Source organism: Luteimonas pelagia (assembly GCF_054776035.1).
Window position 1 is genome coordinate 729,655 of sequence record NZ_BAAHCG010000002.1, and the last position, 17,124, is coordinate 746,778.

The window sequence follows — 17,124 nt, forward strand, 5'->3', positions numbered from 1 at the left end:
TGTCGCCGCGCTCAGTTGCGCAGCGGCTTGCCGGTCTTGAGCATGTGGGTGATGCGCTCCTGCGTCTTCGGCATCTGCGCCAGCGCGACGAAGTGCTCGCGCTCGAGTCGCAGCAGCCAGTCCTCGTCGACCGCCGCGCCGCGGTCCACGTCGCCGCCGCACAGGACCGTGGCGATGCGCACGGCGATCTCGTGGTCGTGCGGCGAGATGAAGCGACCCTCGAGCATGTTCACGAGCATCATCCGGAACGTCGCGATGCCGACGTCGCCGGCGACCTCGATGCGGCGTTCGGGCAGCGGCGGGCGCCAGCCCGACGCGGCCATCGCCAGCGCGCGGGTGCGCGCCACGTGCAGCAGCTCGTGCGCGTTCATGGCGATGGTGTCGTCGGGCCGGAGCAGACCCAGCGCCTGGGCCTCGCGCGCCGAGGTCGAGACCCTGGCCATCGCCACGGTCTCGAACCACGGGCGCAGCACGGCGAACACGTCGCCGCCAGGGCCCGCCGCGCGCGACGCGCGCACGGCCAGTTCCTTCAGGCCGCCACCGGCCGGCAGCAGGCCGACGCCGGCCTCGACCAGGCCGATGTAACTCTCCAGATGGGCGACGGTGTGGGCCGCGTGCATCTGGAACTCGCAACCGCCACCGAGCGCCATGCCGCGCACGGCCGCGACGACCGGCACCAGCGCGTGCTTGATCCGCTGGCTGGTGCGCTGGAAGTCGGCGACCATTGCCTCGAACCCGGCGACGTCGCCCTTGTGCAGCAGGCCCAGCGCGCCGGCGAGGTCGGCGCCGGCGGAGAACGGCTCCTTCCGCTGCCACAGCACCATGGCCTCGAAGTCGCGCTCGGCGATGCCGATCGCCTCCTGCAGGCCCGCGAGCACCTGGTCGTCGACCGTGTGGAGCTTGGTCCTGAACGAGGCGACGAGCACGCCGTCGCCGTCGTGCCAGGCACGCAGGCCGTCGTTCTCGAACACCGTCTCGCCCGGGTCCGTGCGTTCGCCGAGCACCGTGTCGGGGAACCGTTGACGGCGGTAGACGGGCAGGGCGGAGCGGGGCAGCTTCGCGTCCTTGCCCGGGCTGTAGCTGCCCTCGGCGCCGTGCACGCCCTCGCGGCCGTCGAACACCCAGTCGGGGAGCGGCGCGTCGCTCATCGCCTTGCCGGCGACGATGTCCTCGGCGATCCAGTCCGCCACCTGCTTCCAGCCCGCGGCCTGCCAGCTCTCGAACGGCCCGAGCTTCCAGCCATAGCCCCAGCGGATGGCAAGGTCGACGTCGCGCGCGGTCGCGGCGATGTCCGCCAGATGGAACGCGCTGTAGTGGAACAGGTCGCGGAAGACCGCCCACAGGAAACGCGCCTGCGGATGGTCGCTCGCGCGAAGCGCGGCGAATCGCTTCGCGGGGTCGCGCTCCTCCAGGATGGCGGCGACCTCGTCGGCGACGCCAGCCGCGCTGGCGCGGTACTCGCCGGACTCGATGTCGAGGACCTGGATCTCCTTGCCCTGCTTCCGATAGATGCCTGCGCCGGCCTTCTGGCCGAGCGCACCCTTGCCCACCAGCGCCTTGAGCCATGCGGGCGGTTTGAAATGTGCATGCCACGGGTCATCGGGCAGGGTGTCGGCCATCGTCCCTATCACGTGCACCATCGTGTCCAGGCCGACCACGTCCGCGGTGCGGTAGGTGGCGGACTTCGGGCGCCCGATCGCGGGGCCGGTCAGCGCATCGACGGTGTCGAACCCGAGGCCGCAGTCGGTCGTGTGGTGCATGGTCGCCAGCATCGAGAACACCCCGATGCGGTTGCCGATGAAGTTCGGCGTGTCGCGTGCGACGACCACGCCCTTGCCGAGCTGCGTCGCCAGGAAGGCCTCCAGCGCCTCCAGTACCGCGGGGTCCGTCTCCCTTGACGGAATCAGTTCGGCCAGGTGCATGTACCGCGGCGGGTTGAAGAAGTGCACGCCGCAGAAGCGCGGCCGCATCGCCTCGGGCAGCACGTCGGACAGGGCGTTGATTCCCAGGCCCGAGGTGTTGCTGGCCAGCACCGCATGGCCGGGGACGTGCGGCGCGATCTTCCGGTACAGGTCCTGCTTCCAGTCCATGCGTTCGGCGATCGCTTCGATCACGAGGTCGCACCCGGAAAGCATGCCGAGGTGGTCGTCGTAGTTCGCGGGGACGATGCGGGCGGCCAGCGACTTCTCCGCGAGCGGCGCGGGACTGAGCTTCGCCAGGCGGGCGATCGCCGCGTCGACGATGCCGTTGCGCGGGCCGTCCTTCGCCGGCAGGTCGAACAGCACCGTGTCCACGCCGGCATTCACCAGGTGCGCGGCGATCTGCGCGCCCATCACGCCTGCGCCCAGGACGGCGGCCCGGCGTACAAGCAGTTTCTCAGCCATGGTTCCCAACCCCTTGCGTCATCAGTCTTTTGCCGGCGAGCGGAGGCCCGCCTCGGCGAAGCGGATCAGTTCCCGGGCGGCTCGCTGGCGGTGCGCGGCCTCGGTCACGTTGGCTGGCCGCTTGATCAGCCCGAAGTCCGCCATCGCATAGGTCAACGCGCCGGAGAGGAAGTCCAGGCGCCAGTAGAGCTGTTCCTTCCCCAGTTCCGGCACCGCGGCGGCGATCGCCTTGGCGAACTCCCTGAGGACATGTCCGTAGCGGTCGGACAGGAACTTGCGCAGGCCTTCGTTCTTCTCGGCATAGGCGCGCGCGATCACGCGGATGAAGGCGCCGCCGCCCTGGCGGTCCTGCGCAAGCGCCAGTGCCGGCTCGACGAAGGCGGCCAGCACCGGCCCCAGTTCACCCGGGTGTTCCGCCACGGCGCGCTCCAGCCGTGCGAGGCGCTGCTCGGTCATTTCGTCCATCCGCCGGCGGAAAACCTCGTTGATCAGGTTCTCCTTGCTGCCGAAGTGGTAGTTCACCGCGGCGATGTTCACGTCCGCGCGGCTCGTGACCTGCCGCAGGGTCGTGCCCGCGAAGCCGTGCTGGGCGAACAACCCCTCGGCCGCCCCGAGGATCCGGTCTTTCGTCGAGAAGTGTTTTCCTGGCATCCGGGCAGACTGAATCAAACGCTTGTTTGGCGCAAGCGGGCGGTGCCGTGCCCGGCTGGCGGGCGGGGACCGGCGTCCGTTCAGCCAGCAGGCGCCGGCGGACGTGCATGCGGCGTCCCCGATCCGTTAGAATCTCCGCAGCCTTGTTGGCTAAACCCGCGATCCGTCGCGGGTTTTTCTGTTAACCTTGCGGGCGCGCGCAATGCCGCCCCGCTCATTGGAGACCGATCCATGGCGCTGGAGCGCACCCTGTCCATCATCAAGCCCGATGCCGTCGCCAAGAACGTCATCGGCGAGATCTACGCGCGGTTCGAGAAGGCAGGCCTCAAGATCGTCGCGGCCCGCATGGCCCACCTGACCCGCAAGGAGGCCGAAGGCTTCTACGCGGTCCACCGCGAGCGCCCCTTCTTCAACGCGCTGGTCGAGTTCATGACCTCGGGCCCGGTGATGATCCAGGTCCTCGAGGGCGAGGGCGCCGTGCTGAAGAACCGCGACCTGATGGGTGCGACGAATCCGAAGGACGCGGCGGCGGGCACGATCCGCGCCGACTTCGCCGATTCGATCGACGCCAATGCCGTCCACGGTTCGGACTCGGCGGAGAACGCGGCGATCGAGGTCGCGTACTTCTTCGCCGCGACCGACGTGCACGCGCGCTGAGGCGATGATGGCCGACGCCCCCCCCATCGCGACGACGCCCGCTGCCGCCCCGTCCACGGGCGCGCAGGGCATCGCCGTGGGCGGGGGCGACGACCGCCGGAACCTGTTCGACCTGGACCGCGCCTCGCTCGAGGACTTCTTCGAGCAGGTGCTGGGCGAGAAGCGCTACCGCGCCCACCAGGTGATGAAGTGGATCCACCACCGGCACGTCACCGATTTCGCCGGCATGACCGACCTGGGCAAGGCGCTGCGCGCCAAGCTCGAGGACCGGGCGGTGGTGCATGCGCCGCAGGTGCTGTTCGACAAGGCGTCCGCCGACGGCACGCACAAGTGGCTGCTCGGCATGGATCCGAAGAACGCCATCGAGACGGTGTTCATCCCGGACAAGGGCCGCGGCACGCTGTGCGTGTCCTCGCAGGTCGGCTGCGCGCTCAACTGCCAGTTCTGCTCGACCGCCACGCAGGGGTTCAACCGCAACCTGTCGACGGCGGAAGTCATCGGCCAGGTCTGGGTCGCGGCACGCCACCTCGGCAACGTCCCGCACCGCCAGCGCAAGCTCACCAACGTGGTGATGATGGGCATGGGCGAGCCGCTGGCGAACTTCGACAACGTCGTGCGCGCGATGAGCATCATGCGCGACGACCTCGGCTATGGCCTGGCGAACAAGCGCGTGACGCTCTCGACCGCCGGGATGGTGCCGATGATCGACCGCCTCGCCGCCGAGAGCGACGTGTCGCTCGCGGTCTCGCTGCACGCGCCCAATGACGCGCTGCGCACCGAACTGGTGCCGCTCAACCGCAAGTACCCGATCGCCGAGCTCATGGACGCCTGCGTGCGCTACGCGCTGCGCAAGAAGGGCGAGTCGGTCACCTTCGAGTACACGCTCATGAAGGGCGTGAACGACCAGCCTGCGCATGCGCGCGAGCTGGTCGCGCTGCTGCGCGAGTTCGACCGGCGCGTGCAGATGAAGGATGCCGCCAAGGTCAACCTGATCCCGTTCAACCCGTTCCCCGGCACGCGCTTCGAGCGTCCGGACGAACACGCGATCCGCGCCTTCCAGAAGAAGCTCAACGATGCCGGCATGATCGCGCCGGTGCGCCGGACGCGGGGCGACGACATCGACGCCGCCTGCGGGCAGCTGAAGGGCCAGGTGGCGGACCGGACACGGCGCAGCGCCGAGTTCCGCAAGCGCCTCGCCGGCGGGGGGACGGGCGTTGATGCGGCAGCCTGACGGGCGTGTCCGATGGTTCCTGGTCGCCGCCGTCCTGATGGCGGCGGCCGGCTGCAGCAAGCTCACCTTCGTCAAGCCGGACATGTCGCGCGGCGACTACCGGCAGGTCGCGCCGCGGGTGGAAGTCAGCGACAAGGGCCGGCGCTCGCCGCTCGCCGCGCGGGACGAATTGCTGCTTGCCCGGCAGCGACTCGGCGAGGGCGAGACGGCGCAGGCACGCAGGCACGCCGAGGCCGCGCTGGGACACGACCCGGACTCCGAGGCCGCCCACACGATGCTTGCGCTCGTGGCGCAGGCCGAGGGCGACGTCGCCACGGCCGGCAGGCACTACCAGCGCGCCGCGGAACTCGCCCCCGGCCAGGGCTACACGCTGAACAACTACGGCACCTGGCTTTGCCTCGAGGGCCGGCATGCCGAGTCGCTTGGCTGGTTCGACCGTGCGCTCGCCACGCCCGGCTATGCCAGCCCCGCCTCGGCGCTCGCCAATGCCGGCGCCTGCGCCGCGCGCGCCGGGCAGGACGCGCGTGCCGCGCGGGACCTCCGCCGCGCACTGGAACTCGACCCGGGCAACGCGGTCGCGCTGGCGGCCCTGGCGGAGGTCAGCTACCGCGCCGGCCGGATGCTCGATGCGCGCGCCTTCGTCGAGCGACGCCTCGCGGCAGCACCCGCCGATGCAAGCGTGCTTCGACTTGCGTCACAGATCGAAGAGAAACTGGGGGACATGGACGCCGCCAGTCGGTATACACGGCGACTCCGGGCGGAGTTCGGGGAAGGCGCTTCGCCCGCGCCAGGGGAATGACGGACACTGCGATGCAGACCAACGAGTGCTTGGACGCCGCGCATGGCTGCGGGAGCCGGCTCCGCCGGGCCCGCGAAGCCGCCGGCCTGTCGCGCGACGACGTGGCCGAACGCCTGAAGATGCCCATCCGGGTGGTGAAGTCGCTCGAGGAGGAGGACTGGTCGCGCCTGGGCGCCCCCGTCTTCGTGCGCGGCCAGTTGCGCAGCTACTCGCGGCTCCTCGGCCTGGGAACGAGTGCCACGATCGAGGCGGCCCGCGTGGGGCCGGTCGAGCCGCCGGCCCTGGTCACCCACAACTACGTGCCGCGCCACCGCTACCTGCTCGAGCAGTTCTCCAGGCGCGCGGCCTACGTGGCCATCACCCTGGCGATCGTCGGTTCGGTCTGGATGGGGACGCGCGGCGACCTGTCGCGTCCGGCGACGATCGCGCCGCTCGAAGTTCCGGGCAACGCCTTCGGCGACGCGCAGGGGGAGCCGGCCGCGCCGGCGCGCACAACGATGGCGGCGTCGCTGGCCCCTACGGCCGCGACGGCCACGCCGGTCCCCGCGGCCGGCCTCGCGTTGCGCTTCGACGGTGACAGCTGGCTGGAAGTCCGCGCGCGCGACGGCAGCGTGCTCGAGGAAGCGCTCGTGCGATCTGGCGGGACGCGCAGCTACCCGGCCGACGCCGTGGGCAGCGTGGTCCTGGGCAATGCCGCGCAGGTCGAGGTTTCGGCGGGCGGCGTGCCAGTCGATCTCGCGCCGTACCGGCAGGCGAACGTGGCGCGCTTTACGGTATCCTCTGACGGCTCCCTCGCACCGGCCGGCGACTGACCGTCCGATCGCGACGGGCCCCGGCCGGTCGCCCCTCCTGCGCTTCCGTCCCGGGCGATCCCGCCCGCAGCACCCCCGTGCCCGCGGTCATCCAACACGCGGTCGGCCGCGCGCCGCCCGCCCATGACCCTGCGCCGAGCGGGGACGAGACAGCATGGCGATCGACGACCTGCTCGACGAGCACGAACAAGGCGAACGCGTCCGCGCCTGGCTGCGCAACAACGGCCTGGCCCTGGTGGTGGGCGTGGCACTGGGCCTCGCCGCGATCTTCGGATGGCGCTGGTGGCAGGACCACCAGTACCAGCAACGCATCGCGCAGGGTGACGGCTACCAGGCGGTGGTCGAGGCGATCGAAGCGGGCGACCTCGAAGCCGCCACGCGCAGTGCGGCGGGCCTCCAGGGCGCGCTCTACCCGTCGCTGGCCGCGCTCAGGATCGCGCGCGCGCAACACGACGCCGGCCATCTCGACGCCGCGATCGGAAGCCTGCGCTCGGTGCGCGGGCGCAGCGCGGACCTGGCCGGGGTCGTCGACGGACGGCTCGCGCGTCTGCTGATCGATGGCGGCAAGCCGCAGGAGGCGATCGACCTGCTGGCCGGTGCCGGGTCGGCCACCGCACACGAACTGCGCGGCGACGCGCTGCTGGCCCTCGGCCGGCGCGAGGACGCCGCGGCCAGCTACCGCGACGCCCTGGCCGCGCTCGACGTGGACGCCATGCAGCGCGGGCTGCTCGAACTGAAGCTGTCCTCCGCGGGCGCCGCGCCCGCCGGGGGCTGACAAGCCATCCATCCGAGGAATCCCATGGCGACGAAGCCTTTCCGTTCCAACCACCACCGCATCGCCGGACTGATGCTGGCCGCCTCGGTGCTGGCGGGCTGCGGCACCATCCGTGGATGGGTCGACCGCGGCGAGGATGCGAACGCGCCCGCGAAACTCACCGAGATCACGCCGTCCGCGCAGGTCCGCGCGCTGTGGTCGGCGAACGCGGGGAAAGGCGAGGCGCGGATCGGCGCACGGCAGGGGCCCGCCATCGCGGATGGCCGCGTGTATGCCGCCGCCGTCGAGGGGGGCGTGCGCGCCTTCGACCTGCGCACCGGCGCCGTCGCGTGGCATGCCCCTTCCGAGCTGCGCCTGTCCGGTGGCCCCGGCGCCGGGGAGGGCCTGGTTGTCGTCGGCAGCCTGGACGGCGACGTGGTGGCCCTGGATGCCGCCACCGGGGCGGAGCGCTGGACCGCCCGCGTCACCAACGAGGTCATCGCCGCCCCGGCGATCGGCCAGGGCCTGGTGCTGGTGCGCAGCAACGACGGGCGACTGACCGCGTTCGACGCGGCGAGCGGCGAGCGCCGCTGGTTCTGGGAGGCCGAACTGCCCGCGCTGACGGTGCGCGGCAACGGGGCGCCCCTGCTGGCACCGAACCTTGCGTTCCTGGGGACCGACGGTGGCGAACTGGTCGCGCTCGCGCTGCAGGACGGGCGTGAACTCTGGCGCCTGCCGGTCGCGCAGCAGGAAGGCCGCAACGAGCTCGAGCGCATGGCCGACGTCGATGGCGGCGTGCTGCTGGACGGCACCACCCTCTACGCCACCAGCTACAAGGGCCGGACGCTCGCCGTCGACGGTCCCAGCGGCCAGCCGATCTGGGTCGCCGAGCAGGGCGGCGCAGGCAGCGTCGGCAACGGCCCGGCGCAGGTCGTGGTGAGCGATGCGCGCGGCACGGTCTGGGCGCTGGACAAGGCCAGCGGTGGCGCGATGTGGCAGCAGGACGCCCTGGCACGCCGCAACGTGACCGGTGCCGCGGTGCAGGGCGACCTGGCCGTGGTTGGCGACCTCGATGGCTACCTGCACTGGCTGTCGTTGTCGGACGGGTCGTTCGCCGCCCGCCAGAAGGTCGGCGGTGACGCCATCCTGGCCGCCCCGCGGGTCGCGGACGGGATCCTGGTCGTGCAGGACGTCGCGGGACGCCTGCGCGCCTTTTCAATCGGCGACTGACCTCCCGAGCGGTCCACGGGCCGCTGCGGTGCCGACTGCTAGTCTTTCCCCCGGCGACGCGGCCCCTGGCGGGTCGCGTCGCCCTGCATCGCCCCGGAGCCGAGCATGCTGCCCCTGGTCGCCCTGGTGGGCCGTCCCAACGTCGGGAAGTCCACCCTCTTCAATGCGTTGACGCGATCGCGCGACGCCCTGGTGCATGACCAGCCGGGCGTGACGCGCGACCGGCATTACGGCGTCTGCAGGCTGGACCCGGACCGGCCCTTCGTGCTGGTCGACACGGGCGGCATCGCGGGCGACGAGGCGGGGCTGTCGGGCGCGACCGCGCGGCAGGCACGCGCGGCCGCCGCGGAAGCGGACCTGGTGCTCTTCATCGTCGACGGGCGCGAGGGCGCGTCCGCGCTCGACGACGAGATCCTGTCCTGGCTGCGCCGCCTGGACACGCGCACGTACCTGGTCATCAACAAGGTCGACGGCGTCGACACCCGCGAGGCGATGGCCGAGTTCGCGCGCTACGGGTTCGCCGAGGCGCTGCCCGTGTCCTCCGCGCACAGGCAGGGCATCGACGACCTGCTCGAGCAGGTCCTCGCCGCGCTCCCGGAAGACGGCGACGCGGCGGTGCTGGACGACGACCCCGGGCGCATGCGCGTGGCCTTCGTCGGCCGGCCGAACGTCGGCAAGTCCACCCTGGTGAACCGGCTCCTCGGAGAGGAGCGGATGATCGCGTCCGAAGTGCCTGGCACCACGCGCGACTCGATCGCGGTGGACCTCGAGCGCGACGGCCGCAAGTACCGGTTGGTCGACACCGCCGGCATCCGCCGCAAATCGAAGGTCGAGGAGGCGGTCGAGAAGTTCTCGATCGTCAAGACGCTGCAGGCGATCGAACACTGCGAGGTCGCCGTGATCCTCCTCGACGCGGGCGAGGGCGTGACCGACCAGGACGCGAGCGTGCTCGGCGCCGTGCTCGACGCCGGGCGGGCGCTGGTCGTCGCCGTCAACAAGTGGGACGGCCTGACGACCTACCAGCGCGAGCAGGCCGAAGCGCTGCTGTCGCGCAAGCTCGGGTTCGTCGACTGGGCCGAGGCGGTGCGCATCTCCGCGCTGCATGGTTCCGGCCTCCGCGAACTGTTCCGGGCGGTCCACCGCGCGCACGCCTCGGCGACCCGCGAGTTCGGCACCAGCGAGGTCACCCGCGCGGTGGAGGCGGCCTATACGGCCAATCCGCCGCCGTCGGTGCGGGGCCACGTCGCCAAGCTGCGCTTCGCGCACCCGGGCGGAAGCAATCCGCCGACCTTCATCGTGCACGGCACCCGCACGCGCACGCTGTCGGACACCTACAAGCGCTACCTGGAGAATTTCTTCCGCAAGCGCTTCAAGCTGGTCGGCACGCCGGTGCGCTTCGTCTTCAAGGAAGGCGACAACCCCTACAAGGACCGCAAGAACGTGCTCACCGAGCGGCAGGCCGCGCGCAAGCGCCGCCTGCTGCGGCACGTGAAGCGCCGCTAGACGGTGGACGCCGGGCGTCCAGCGCGCGCCGACGTGACGCTCGGGCTGCTGGCGGGCGGCGCGGGCCGGCGACTGGGCGGCGTCGACAAGGCGTGGCTCGAACGCGGCGGCATTGCGCAGGTCGTCCGGATCGCCGGGGCGATGGCGCCCTTCGTCGGCGCCATCGTCGTTTCGTCGAATGCCGGATCGAGCGCGTTCGAAGCCCGCGGCTGGACGGTCGTGCGCGACGCGTTGCCGGGACGGGGACCGATTTCAGGCCTGGAGGCACTGGCGCGCGCCTGCCACACCGACTGGCTGCTCACGCTGCCGGTCGACCTGGTCGATGTCCTCCCGTCGGCGGTCGAGGCCCTGCTCGCGACGGCGTGCGGCGACGGCGCGGGACACTGGGTGGAGGACGCCGACGGACCGCAGCCGCTGGTGGCGGTCTGGCGGGCAGGGCATCTGCGCACCTCGGCAGCGGCCGCGATCGAATCCGGCGATCTCGCGGTGCGTGGCCTGCAGGCGCGGATGGGCATGGTCCGCGTCCACCTGCCCGACGTACGCTTCGGCAACCTCAACACCGAATCGGACCTGCGGGCGCACGACGTGTCGCGCCCCGGCGCCGAAGCTTCCCGATGATCCAGCCACCGTTCCCGAGCGGCATCGCGTTCGACGAGGCCGTCGACTTCATCCGCGCGGCGGCCGCCACGCGACGCGCGGACCCGGTCCGCATGCCGATCGCGCGCTGCCACGGGCATGTCCTGGCGGGTGCCGTCGTCGCGCCGATCCCACTCCCGCCGTTCGACAACAGCGCGATGGACGGCTTCGCGGTGCGCCATGCGGACCTCGCGTCGCAGGACGACGGCCTGCGGCTCGCCGGCGAGCGGTTCGCGGGTCCGGCGCAGGCGCTGCAGGTCGAACCGGGCACCTGCGTGCGCATCACGACCGGCGCGCCGTTGCCGGAGGGTGCGGACACGGTGGTGGTGAAGGAGGCGGCCGAGCTCGTTGGCGATCGTGTCCGTTGCCCCGTGGACGTGGCGCCCGGCGCGAACGTCCGCCGCGCCGGCGAGGACGTCGCGTCCGGGACGCGCGTGCTGGAGGCGGGGCAGGTGCTGTCGCCCGCCCGCGTCGCGCTCGCGGCCGCGCTGGGCCTCGACCAGGTGTCCGTCGCGCCGCGACCGACCGTCGCCGTGTTCACGACGGGCGACGAGCTCGTGCCGCCGGGCATGCCGCTCCGGCACGGCCAGATCCATGACTCCAACCGGGAACTGCTGCTGGGCCTGCTGCGCGCCGACGGCCTGGAGCCCACCGCCTGGCCGGCGCTGCCCGACGAGCCGGCGCGCGTCGAGGCGATGCTGCGCGACGCGTCGGCGAGCTTCGACGTCGTGCTGACCTGCGGCGCCGTGTCCGCGGGCGAGAAGGACCACATTCCCGACCTGCTGCAGTCCCGGGGCCGGGTCCGGTTCTGGAAGGTGCGGATGAAGCCGGGGATGCCGGTGCTGTTCGGCGACCTCGGGCGGTCCGCGTTCCTCGGGCTGCCGGGTAATCCGGTGTCCGTGCTCGCGACCTGGCTGACCCTCGGCAGGACGCTGGTCGATGGTATCCAGGGACGGACCGAACCGCGGTCGCGTCTGCGGGCGCGCCTGGCGGCGCCTTACGCGAAGACGCACGCCAGGCGCGAGTTCGTGCGCGGCCGGCTCGCGTGCGCTGACGACGGGACGCTGCAGGTCGCGCCCGATGCCGCGGCGACCGGCTCGCACCGGATGGCCGCCGCCGCGCACGCCGACGCCCTGGTCGTCGTGCCGGAGGGCCCGCAGTCGCTGGCGGCCGGTGACGTCGTGGACGTGCTCCCGTTCTGATCCACGCAGGGCGGGCAGGCGGCAACGCGGCGCGTCCGGGCGGATAATGCGCGCATGGACCCCCGCGAAATGACGCCCGCCGAAGCCGCCGAACGCCAGCGCGCCGGCGCGGTGCTGGTCGACGTGCGCGACGCGCACGAACGCGCGCTCGGCATGGCCCTGGACGCAGTGGGCGTCGACCGTGCCGTCCTGGAGGGCGACCCCGGGGCGCACCTCCCGGACCGCGGCGCGGAGATCCTGCTGATCTGCCAGCGCGGGCCGCGATCGCGCCTTGCCGCGCAGGCGCTGGCGGACGCCGGATTCGCCAACGTCGCCTGCGTCACCGGCGGCACGGAGGCCTGGGCGGATGCGGGACTGCCGATGCACCGGCCCGACATCGACGCGGACTTCGCCGAGCGCTACTCGCGCCATCTCCGCCTGCCCGAGGTCGGCCTGGCGGGCCAGCAGCGCCTGGAGGCGGCCCGCGTGCTGCTGGTCGGTGCCGGCGGCCTCGGGTCGCCGGCCGCGCTGTACCTGGCCGCCGCAGGCATCGGCACGCTGCGCATCGCCGACGACGACGTGGTCGACCGCAGCAACCTGCAGCGGCAGGTGCTGCACACGGACGCGCGCATCGGCGTGCCGAAGGTCGTGTCCGCGGAGCAGACACTCGGCGGGCTCAATCCGCGCACGCGGGTCGAGGCGGTCGCCGAACGGATCACCTCGGACAACGTCGAACGCCTGCTGGACGGCGTGGACGTCGTGGTCGACGGCGCGGACAACTTCCCCGCGCGCTACCTGCTCAACGACGCCTGCGTGAAGCTGGGCAGGCCGCTGGTCTACGGCGCGGTGCACCGGTTCGAAGGGCAGGCGAGCGTGTTCGATGCCGGGCGCCGGCGCGGCGAGGCGCCGTGCTACCGATGCCTGTTCCCCGAGCCGCCACCGCCCGAGGCCGCGCCGAACTGCGCGGAGGCGGGGGTGTTGGGACTGTTGCCCGGCGTCATCGGGCTGATCCAGGCGACCGAGGCTGTGAAGCTCGTGCTCGGCCTGGGCGAGCCGCTCGCGGGACGGTTGCTGCAGTTCGACGCGATCGGCATGCGGTTCCGCGAGATCCGCCTGCGCCCCGATCCGCATTGCGCGGTCTGCGCGCCGGGCACGCCGTTCCCGGGCTACATCGACTACGCCGCCTTCTGCGCCGGTACCGCCACCGCCTGACCCTGTCGTCCCGAGCGCAGCGAGGGACCTGCTTTTCCTTGGGCGTGGCGCGTGTGAAGCAGGTCCCTCGCTGCGCCCGGGGCGATAGGGCGGATGGGTGGCTGGCGGGGTGGCGCCGGCGTCGTCACGGCGCGTGGCCGTCCGGCATGACAGCGTCCGTCGCCCCGCACGAGGACACGGCGACCATGGCGCACCTCGCAAAAGCCGACACGGGCCGGCGGCCGGCATGGCGGCTTGCATCGATCGCATGGATCGCCCTGTTGCTGTTGGGATGGGCCGGATGGGCAGCGGCGGCCGACCCGTGCGGCGGCACGCAGCAGGGCACTTCGACCGCCGCGCGCATCGCCGCGACGGCGTGCCGCGAGAATGCGCGGTGGCACAGCCCCTTCATCGACACGGAGGGCCGCCTGGCGAGCCAGCAGGTCGTCGAGGCGCAGGCCGCGCCGCTCGCGGATGGCGTCCCGGCCTGGCAACGGGTGGCGGGCTACTGGCGGGAGACCGGCCTGCTGCAGCGCATGGCCGGCTTCGATGGCGCTTCGCAATGCATGGGCCCCGTCGGCGGTGCCGGGGGGGCGTGGTGCCGCGCATTCCTCATGGACACCCCGTGGTCGGCAGCGTTCGTGTCATGGGTGATGATGCATGCCGGGGTGCCCGGATTCCGCCCGAGCCCGAGCCACGTGGACTACGTGCGCGCCGCCTACCGCGGCGACGGCAGCCCGTGGCGGTTCGCGGACCTGGACCGCGAGCCGGCGGCGACCGGCGACCTGCTGTGCTACGTCCGCGTCGACAGCCGCACGTACGGCCATGCGGGCCTGGTCGCGTTCCTCGCGCAGCCGGGAAGCTCGGGCCTGCCGATGCATTGCGACGTGGTCGTCGGGGCCGAGCGCGAGGCCGGCCGCCTGCACCTGGTCGGCGGGAACGTGCTCCACGGCGTGACGCGGCGCCTCATCCCGATCAACAGTGCCGGATTGCCCTGGAACCTGCCGCGCGGGAGCGGCGAATCCGGAAGCTGCTGGCCGTCCAATCCCGCCGGCTGCAGCTTCAACCGCAAGGACTGGGCCGCGTTGCTGAAGCTGCGGCCGGAATCGGAACTTGCCGGCCTGGCACCCGCGGTACGTCCCGTGTACGGCGCGCCCATCGCACCGCCGCAGCGGCAGTGCTGCGTGCATTGCGTGGTCGGGTCCGGCGTGCCGCGCTGCCCGAGGGAGGCGGCCCCCTCGGCGAACGACTGAATGCGAGGCCGGGACGTGCGCAGGTCTCAGTTCGAGCGCAACTCGCCGTACATCACGACTTCGTACGTTCCCGCATCCGTGGCATCAACGAAGGTCTTGAACCCGCTCAGGACCCGGCCACTCGTCACGGGATAGAGGGAGGCCCATTCCTCGGCGTCCCCGAGCTCGTCGAACACGAATCGCGCCTTGCACAGTTGTCGCCTGCACTCCACGTCGTGGGACAGCGGGGGCATCGTCTCCGCCAGCAGCGGAGCCTGGTTCGCCTGTGACTTGAGGTCCTGCGATGCCGTGGATTGCCGGGCGCCGCCGCGTTCCGCCGAGGCGAACGCGCGATCCAGGTCCCGCCTGACGCGCACTTCGGTCTGCTTCGACTGCGCATGCGCAGCTTGGCGCATCTGCGCCAGCGCGTCGGCACCCATGGGAGGTCCCTGGTGCGGGGTGGCAACGCCGGGCATCCGCGCCCGGCCAGCCTCGAGGGCCGCCAGGCGCGCCTCCATTGCCGCCAGGCGACGGAGGATCTCTTCGCCCGATCCCCGGCCTCCCGACGCCACGGACGCCTGCGTGGACTCGTACCGCAGCGCGGCAAGCGCGACGACCACCACCAAGGCGACAACCGCGACTGCGGAAACCTGCACGCGACTCATGCTCGGCATCGATATCCCACTTTTCCGGATGGTGCTCGGGAACGCACCCCGGGACCGGTCGGGCCCGGGGTGCGCCGTGCGTCAAAGCGCGTCGTCGGCGTCGTACTCGATGATGTACATCTGCCCCATCTCGACCTTCGGGGGCAGGAGGCAGTTGACGTTCACGTTGCCCCACTCGTGCATCCTGTCCAGGCCCGTGGCAGTGAAGAGGTTGAACTGCCCTGCCGCGATGGGAATGCTGTAGGGAACGTTGTTGCTTCCATCGAAGCGATTGCCGGAGGCGACCACGCATTCCACCGTCACGTCGACCGACGAACTGGACTTGAAATCGATCCAGAGTGCCGGCCCGGTCGTGGCCGGGGTCGCCATCGCGTCGGTCACGTGTTCGCTGACCGAATCCATCGGCAGGGAACACACGATGTAGATCGGGTTCGCGCTCGCGTTGTAGATGCCGAAGGGCCGGAAGCGCAGGCCGCCCAGGTTCAGCGGCGTGGATGGCTGGCAGTGCTCGGTGGCCGTGGACTGGTGCCGCCGGACCGTCGCGGCATCCGCGGTCGCCGTCGCCAGTGCGGCCAATCCGCCCAGCGCCAGTGCCACGTATCGACTCGACGGACCGCCCAATTGCATGTTCATGCCGCTCTCCTTCTCGGGTATGAAGTCTGGGAATGGCGCCGGTCCGGTTCCCCCTGACCAGTCCGCCACACCGCTTAACGCCGGATCGAAAGTTTGCAGGCCATCACAATTCGAGTGCGCGGGCCCGTTTCGTGGTTCCACGGGGGATCCCCTGGCCTGATCGGCCGTCACCGAGCTGTTCGGGGTCGGCCAGCAACGGCGCGATGGCCGATCGGGCAGCCGGCGCCGCCAGCGGGTTCAATCCGCGCGCGAGGCGGCGTCGAAGGCGGCGAGCTGCTCCGGCGTGGCCGGGCGCTGGTGCCGTGCCTTCCAGTCCGCGAACGGCTCGCCGTAGACCGCTTCGCGGGCCTGGTCGCGATCGAGCTCGAGACCGGCGTCCGCGGCCGCTTCGCGGTACCAGTCCGCCAGGCAGTTGCGGCAGAAGCCGGCCAGGATCATCAGGTCGATGTTCTGCACGTCCGGCCGTGCCTGCAGCAGGTGGTCGCGCAGGCGGCGGTAGACGGCGGCTTCGATCGCGTCCCGGCGCGGGTCGGTGGCCATGGCGGTACTCCGGTTGGAAAGCGCCAGTGTAGGGCGGGGCGATCGCAGCGCTCGGCGCGCGGGCGCCACTTCGGCGACAATGCCCGGCCCGCGCACGCGCACACGCCACGCATGACCGGACCGGACACCCCGCAGGCCCGCATCCTCGACGGCAAGCAGATCGCCGAGGCGCTCCTCGACGACCTCAAGGCGCGCGTTGACGCTCGCATCGCCGCCGGGCTGCCTCGCCCCGGGCTGGCGGTCGTGCTGGTGGGCGACGACCCGGCCTCCGCGGTGTACGTGCGCAACAAGCGCCGCGCCGCCGAGAAGGTGGGCATCCAGGCCATCGACCACGACCTGCCGGCGGACACCAGCGATGCCGAACTGCTGGCGCTGGTCGACCGTCTGAACGCCGATCCCGCCGTGCACGGCATCCTGGTCCAGTTGCCGCTGCCCGACCGGCGCGACGGGACGGCCCTGATCAACCGGATCGATCCGCGCAAGGACGTGGACGGCTTCCATCCGGAGAACGTGGGCCACCTGGCGCTGCGCCAGTTCGGCCTGCGCCCGTGCACGCCACGCGGCATCACCACGCTGCTGGCGTACACCGACCGGCCGGTGCGCGGCGCCAACGCCACGATCGTGGGGGTGTCCAACCACGTCGGGCGGCCGATGGCGCTGGAGCTCCTCATCGCCGGCTGCACGACGACCTGCTGCCACCGGTTCACCCCGCCCGAGGCGCTCGAGGCGGCGGTGCGCAACGCGGACATCCTGGTGGTGGCGGTCGGCCGGCCGCGGCTGGTCCCGGGTGAATGGGTCAAGCCGGGCGCCGTGGTCATCGACGTGGGCATCAACCGGATGGACGACGGCCGCCTGGTCGGCGACGTCGGCTTCGAGGCCGCGCGGGAACGCGCCAGCTGGATCACGCCGGTGCCGGGCGGGGTGGGGCCGATGACGGTCGCCACCCTGATGCAGAACACGCTGGAGGCGGCCGAGGCGGCGGACGGCCCGTGACCGGGCGCCGGAACCCGCCGGCAGGTTACAAT

Annotated in this window: 16 protein-coding genes and 1 pseudogene; 12 read left to right on the plus strand and 5 right to left on the minus strand. The window is 72.0% G+C overall.

The window, feature by feature from the left end; translation table 11 throughout:
• Positions 1-11 precede the first annotated feature (11 nt).
• Both ACYU7H_RS08660 and ACYU7H_RS08665 read right to left on the minus strand, forming a co-directional pair.
• Positions 12-2,384: a 3-hydroxyacyl-CoA dehydrogenase/enoyl-CoA hydratase family protein gene (locus ACYU7H_RS08660; RefSeq protein ID WP_460813885.1), complete on the minus strand. Its 2,373-nt coding sequence runs from the start codon at positions 2,382-2,384 to the stop codon at positions 12-14.
• A gap of 21 nt (positions 2,385-2,405) precedes the next feature.
• Positions 2,406-3,035 (minus strand): TetR/AcrR family transcriptional regulator, encoded by a 630-nt coding sequence (locus ACYU7H_RS08665; RefSeq protein ID WP_460813887.1) that lies wholly within the window; start codon positions 3,033-3,035, stop codon positions 2,406-2,408.
• A 231-nt stretch (positions 3,036-3,266) separates the two neighbouring features.
• Here ACYU7H_RS08665 and ndk point away from each other — a divergent pair, with 231 nt between their 5' ends.
• From ndk to ACYU7H_RS08720, 11 genes and pseudogenes are all read left to right on the plus strand, one after another.
• On the plus strand, positions 3,267-3,692 hold the full coding sequence (gene ndk / locus ACYU7H_RS08670) for a nucleoside-diphosphate kinase (RefSeq protein WP_460813888.1): 426 nt from the start codon (positions 3,267-3,269) through the stop codon (positions 3,690-3,692).
• A 7-nt stretch (positions 3,693-3,699) separates the two neighbouring features.
• Positions 3,700-4,923 carry a dual-specificity RNA methyltransferase RlmN gene (gene rlmN, locus ACYU7H_RS08675; RefSeq protein WP_460813890.1) on the plus strand — a complete coding sequence of 408 codons (1,224 nt, stop codon included), beginning with the start codon at positions 3,700-3,702 and terminating at the stop codon, positions 4,921-4,923.
• Positions 4,910-5,722: a type IV pilus biogenesis/stability protein PilW gene (gene pilW, locus ACYU7H_RS08680; protein WP_460813891.1), complete on the plus strand. Its 813-nt coding sequence runs from the start codon at positions 4,910-4,912 to the stop codon at positions 5,720-5,722. The genes rlmN and pilW overlap by 14 nt, the downstream gene beginning before the upstream one ends.
• A gap of 11 nt (positions 5,723-5,733) precedes the next feature.
• A complete protein-coding gene (locus ACYU7H_RS08685; RefSeq protein ID WP_460813893.1) occupies positions 5,734-6,534 on the plus strand; it encodes a RodZ domain-containing protein in 801 nt (266 codons plus the stop codon).
• Between the two features lie 154 nt (positions 6,535-6,688).
• Positions 6,689-7,309 carry a YfgM family protein gene (locus ACYU7H_RS08690; RefSeq protein ID WP_460813895.1) on the plus strand — a complete coding sequence of 207 codons (621 nt, stop codon included), beginning with the start codon at positions 6,689-6,691 and terminating at the stop codon, positions 7,307-7,309.
• Between the two features lie 24 nt (positions 7,310-7,333).
• Positions 7,334-8,518: an outer membrane protein assembly factor BamB gene (bamB, locus tag ACYU7H_RS08695; RefSeq protein WP_460813896.1), complete on the plus strand. Its 1,185-nt coding sequence runs from the start codon at positions 7,334-7,336 to the stop codon at positions 8,516-8,518.
• A 105-nt stretch (positions 8,519-8,623) separates the two neighbouring features.
• Positions 8,624-10,021 carry a ribosome biogenesis GTPase Der gene (gene der, locus ACYU7H_RS08700; protein WP_460813898.1) on the plus strand — a complete coding sequence of 466 codons (1,398 nt, stop codon included), beginning with the start codon at positions 8,624-8,626 and terminating at the stop codon, positions 10,019-10,021.
• Between the two features lie 33 nt (positions 10,022-10,054).
• Positions 10,055-10,639 (plus strand): molybdenum cofactor guanylyltransferase, encoded by a 585-nt coding sequence (mobA, locus tag ACYU7H_RS08705; RefSeq protein WP_460813900.1) that lies wholly within the window; start codon positions 10,055-10,057, stop codon positions 10,637-10,639.
• Positions 10,636-11,859, plus strand: coding sequence for a molybdopterin molybdotransferase MoeA (locus ACYU7H_RS08710; protein ID WP_460813901.1), 1,224 nt, complete (start codon positions 10,636-10,638; stop codon positions 11,857-11,859). The genes mobA and ACYU7H_RS08710 overlap by 4 nt, the downstream gene beginning before the upstream one ends.
• A 42-nt stretch (positions 11,860-11,901) precedes the next feature.
• A pseudogene (gene moeB, locus ACYU7H_RS08715) lies at positions 11,902-13,050 on the plus strand (molybdopterin-synthase adenylyltransferase MoeB); the annotation flags it as partial.
• Between the two features lie 146 nt (positions 13,051-13,196).
• The gene (locus ACYU7H_RS08720) at positions 13,197-14,282 is read left to right on the plus strand and encodes a DUF2272 domain-containing protein (protein ID WP_460813903.1); all 1,086 of its coding nucleotides are present in this window, start codon (positions 13,197-13,199) and stop codon (positions 14,280-14,282) included.
• Between the two features lie 26 nt (positions 14,283-14,308).
• Here the strand turns inward: ACYU7H_RS08720 and ACYU7H_RS08725 are convergent, their stop codons facing one another.
• The 3 genes from ACYU7H_RS08725 to ACYU7H_RS08735 all read right to left on the minus strand — a co-directional run bounded on the left by ACYU7H_RS08725 (position 14,309) and on the right by ACYU7H_RS08735 (position 16,099).
• Complete coding sequence (locus tag ACYU7H_RS08725; protein ID WP_460813904.1) at positions 14,309-14,926, minus strand: hypothetical protein; 618 nt, start codon at positions 14,924-14,926, stop codon at positions 14,309-14,311.
• 81 nt (positions 14,927-15,007) lie between these two features.
• Positions 15,008-15,559: a hypothetical protein gene (locus ACYU7H_RS08730; protein ID WP_460813906.1), complete on the minus strand. Its 552-nt coding sequence runs from the start codon at positions 15,557-15,559 to the stop codon at positions 15,008-15,010.
• Between the two features lie 237 nt (positions 15,560-15,796).
• A complete protein-coding gene (locus ACYU7H_RS08735; RefSeq protein ID WP_460813907.1) occupies positions 15,797-16,099 on the minus strand; it encodes a DUF1244 domain-containing protein in 303 nt (100 codons plus the stop codon).
• Between the two features lie 111 nt (positions 16,100-16,210).
• On the opposite strand from ACYU7H_RS08735, the gene folD reads away from it, so the two are divergent.
• A complete protein-coding gene (gene folD, locus ACYU7H_RS08740) occupies positions 16,211-17,092 on the plus strand; it encodes a bifunctional methylenetetrahydrofolate dehydrogenase/methenyltetrahydrofolate cyclohydrolase FolD (protein ID WP_460813909.1) in 882 nt (293 codons plus the stop codon).
• The last annotated feature ends 32 nt before the right edge of the window (positions 17,093-17,124 follow it).

Coding starts and splice junctions, on each gene's coding strand:
- ACYU7H_RS08660 (WP_460813885.1), bottom strand. CDS start 2,384: ATGGCTGAGAAACTGCTTGTACGCCGGGCCGCCGTCCTGGGCGCAGGC.
- ACYU7H_RS08665 (WP_460813887.1), bottom strand. CDS start 3,035: ATGCCAGGAAAACACTTCTCGACGAAAGACCGGATCCTCGGGGCGGCC.
- ndk (WP_460813888.1), top strand. CDS start 3,267: ATGGCGCTGGAGCGCACCCTGTCCATCATCAAGCCCGATGCCGTCGCC.
- rlmN (WP_460813890.1), top strand. CDS start 3,700: ATGGCCGACGCCCCCCCCATCGCGACGACGCCCGCTGCCGCCCCGTCC.
- pilW (WP_460813891.1), top strand. CDS start 4,910: ATGCGGCAGCCTGACGGGCGTGTCCGATGGTTCCTGGTCGCCGCCGTC.
- ACYU7H_RS08685 (WP_460813893.1), top strand. CDS start 5,734: ATGCAGACCAACGAGTGCTTGGACGCCGCGCATGGCTGCGGGAGCCGG.
- ACYU7H_RS08690 (WP_460813895.1), top strand. CDS start 6,689: ATGGCGATCGACGACCTGCTCGACGAGCACGAACAAGGCGAACGCGTC.
- bamB (WP_460813896.1), top strand. CDS start 7,334: ATGGCGACGAAGCCTTTCCGTTCCAACCACCACCGCATCGCCGGACTG.
- der (WP_460813898.1), top strand. CDS start 8,624: ATGCTGCCCCTGGTCGCCCTGGTGGGCCGTCCCAACGTCGGGAAGTCC.
- ACYU7H_RS08710 (WP_460813901.1), top strand. CDS start 10,636: ATGATCCAGCCACCGTTCCCGAGCGGCATCGCGTTCGACGAGGCCGTC.
- ACYU7H_RS08720 (WP_460813903.1), top strand. CDS start 13,197: ATGACAGCGTCCGTCGCCCCGCACGAGGACACGGCGACCATGGCGCAC.
- ACYU7H_RS08725 (WP_460813904.1), bottom strand. CDS start 14,926: ATGAGTCGCGTGCAGGTTTCCGCAGTCGCGGTTGTCGCCTTGGTGGTG.
- ACYU7H_RS08730 (WP_460813906.1), bottom strand. CDS start 15,559: ATGAACATGCAATTGGGCGGTCCGTCGAGTCGATACGTGGCACTGGCG.
- ACYU7H_RS08735 (WP_460813907.1), bottom strand. CDS start 16,099: ATGGCCACCGACCCGCGCCGGGACGCGATCGAAGCCGCCGTCTACCGC.
- folD (WP_460813909.1), top strand. CDS start 16,211: ATGACCGGACCGGACACCCCGCAGGCCCGCATCCTCGACGGCAAGCAG.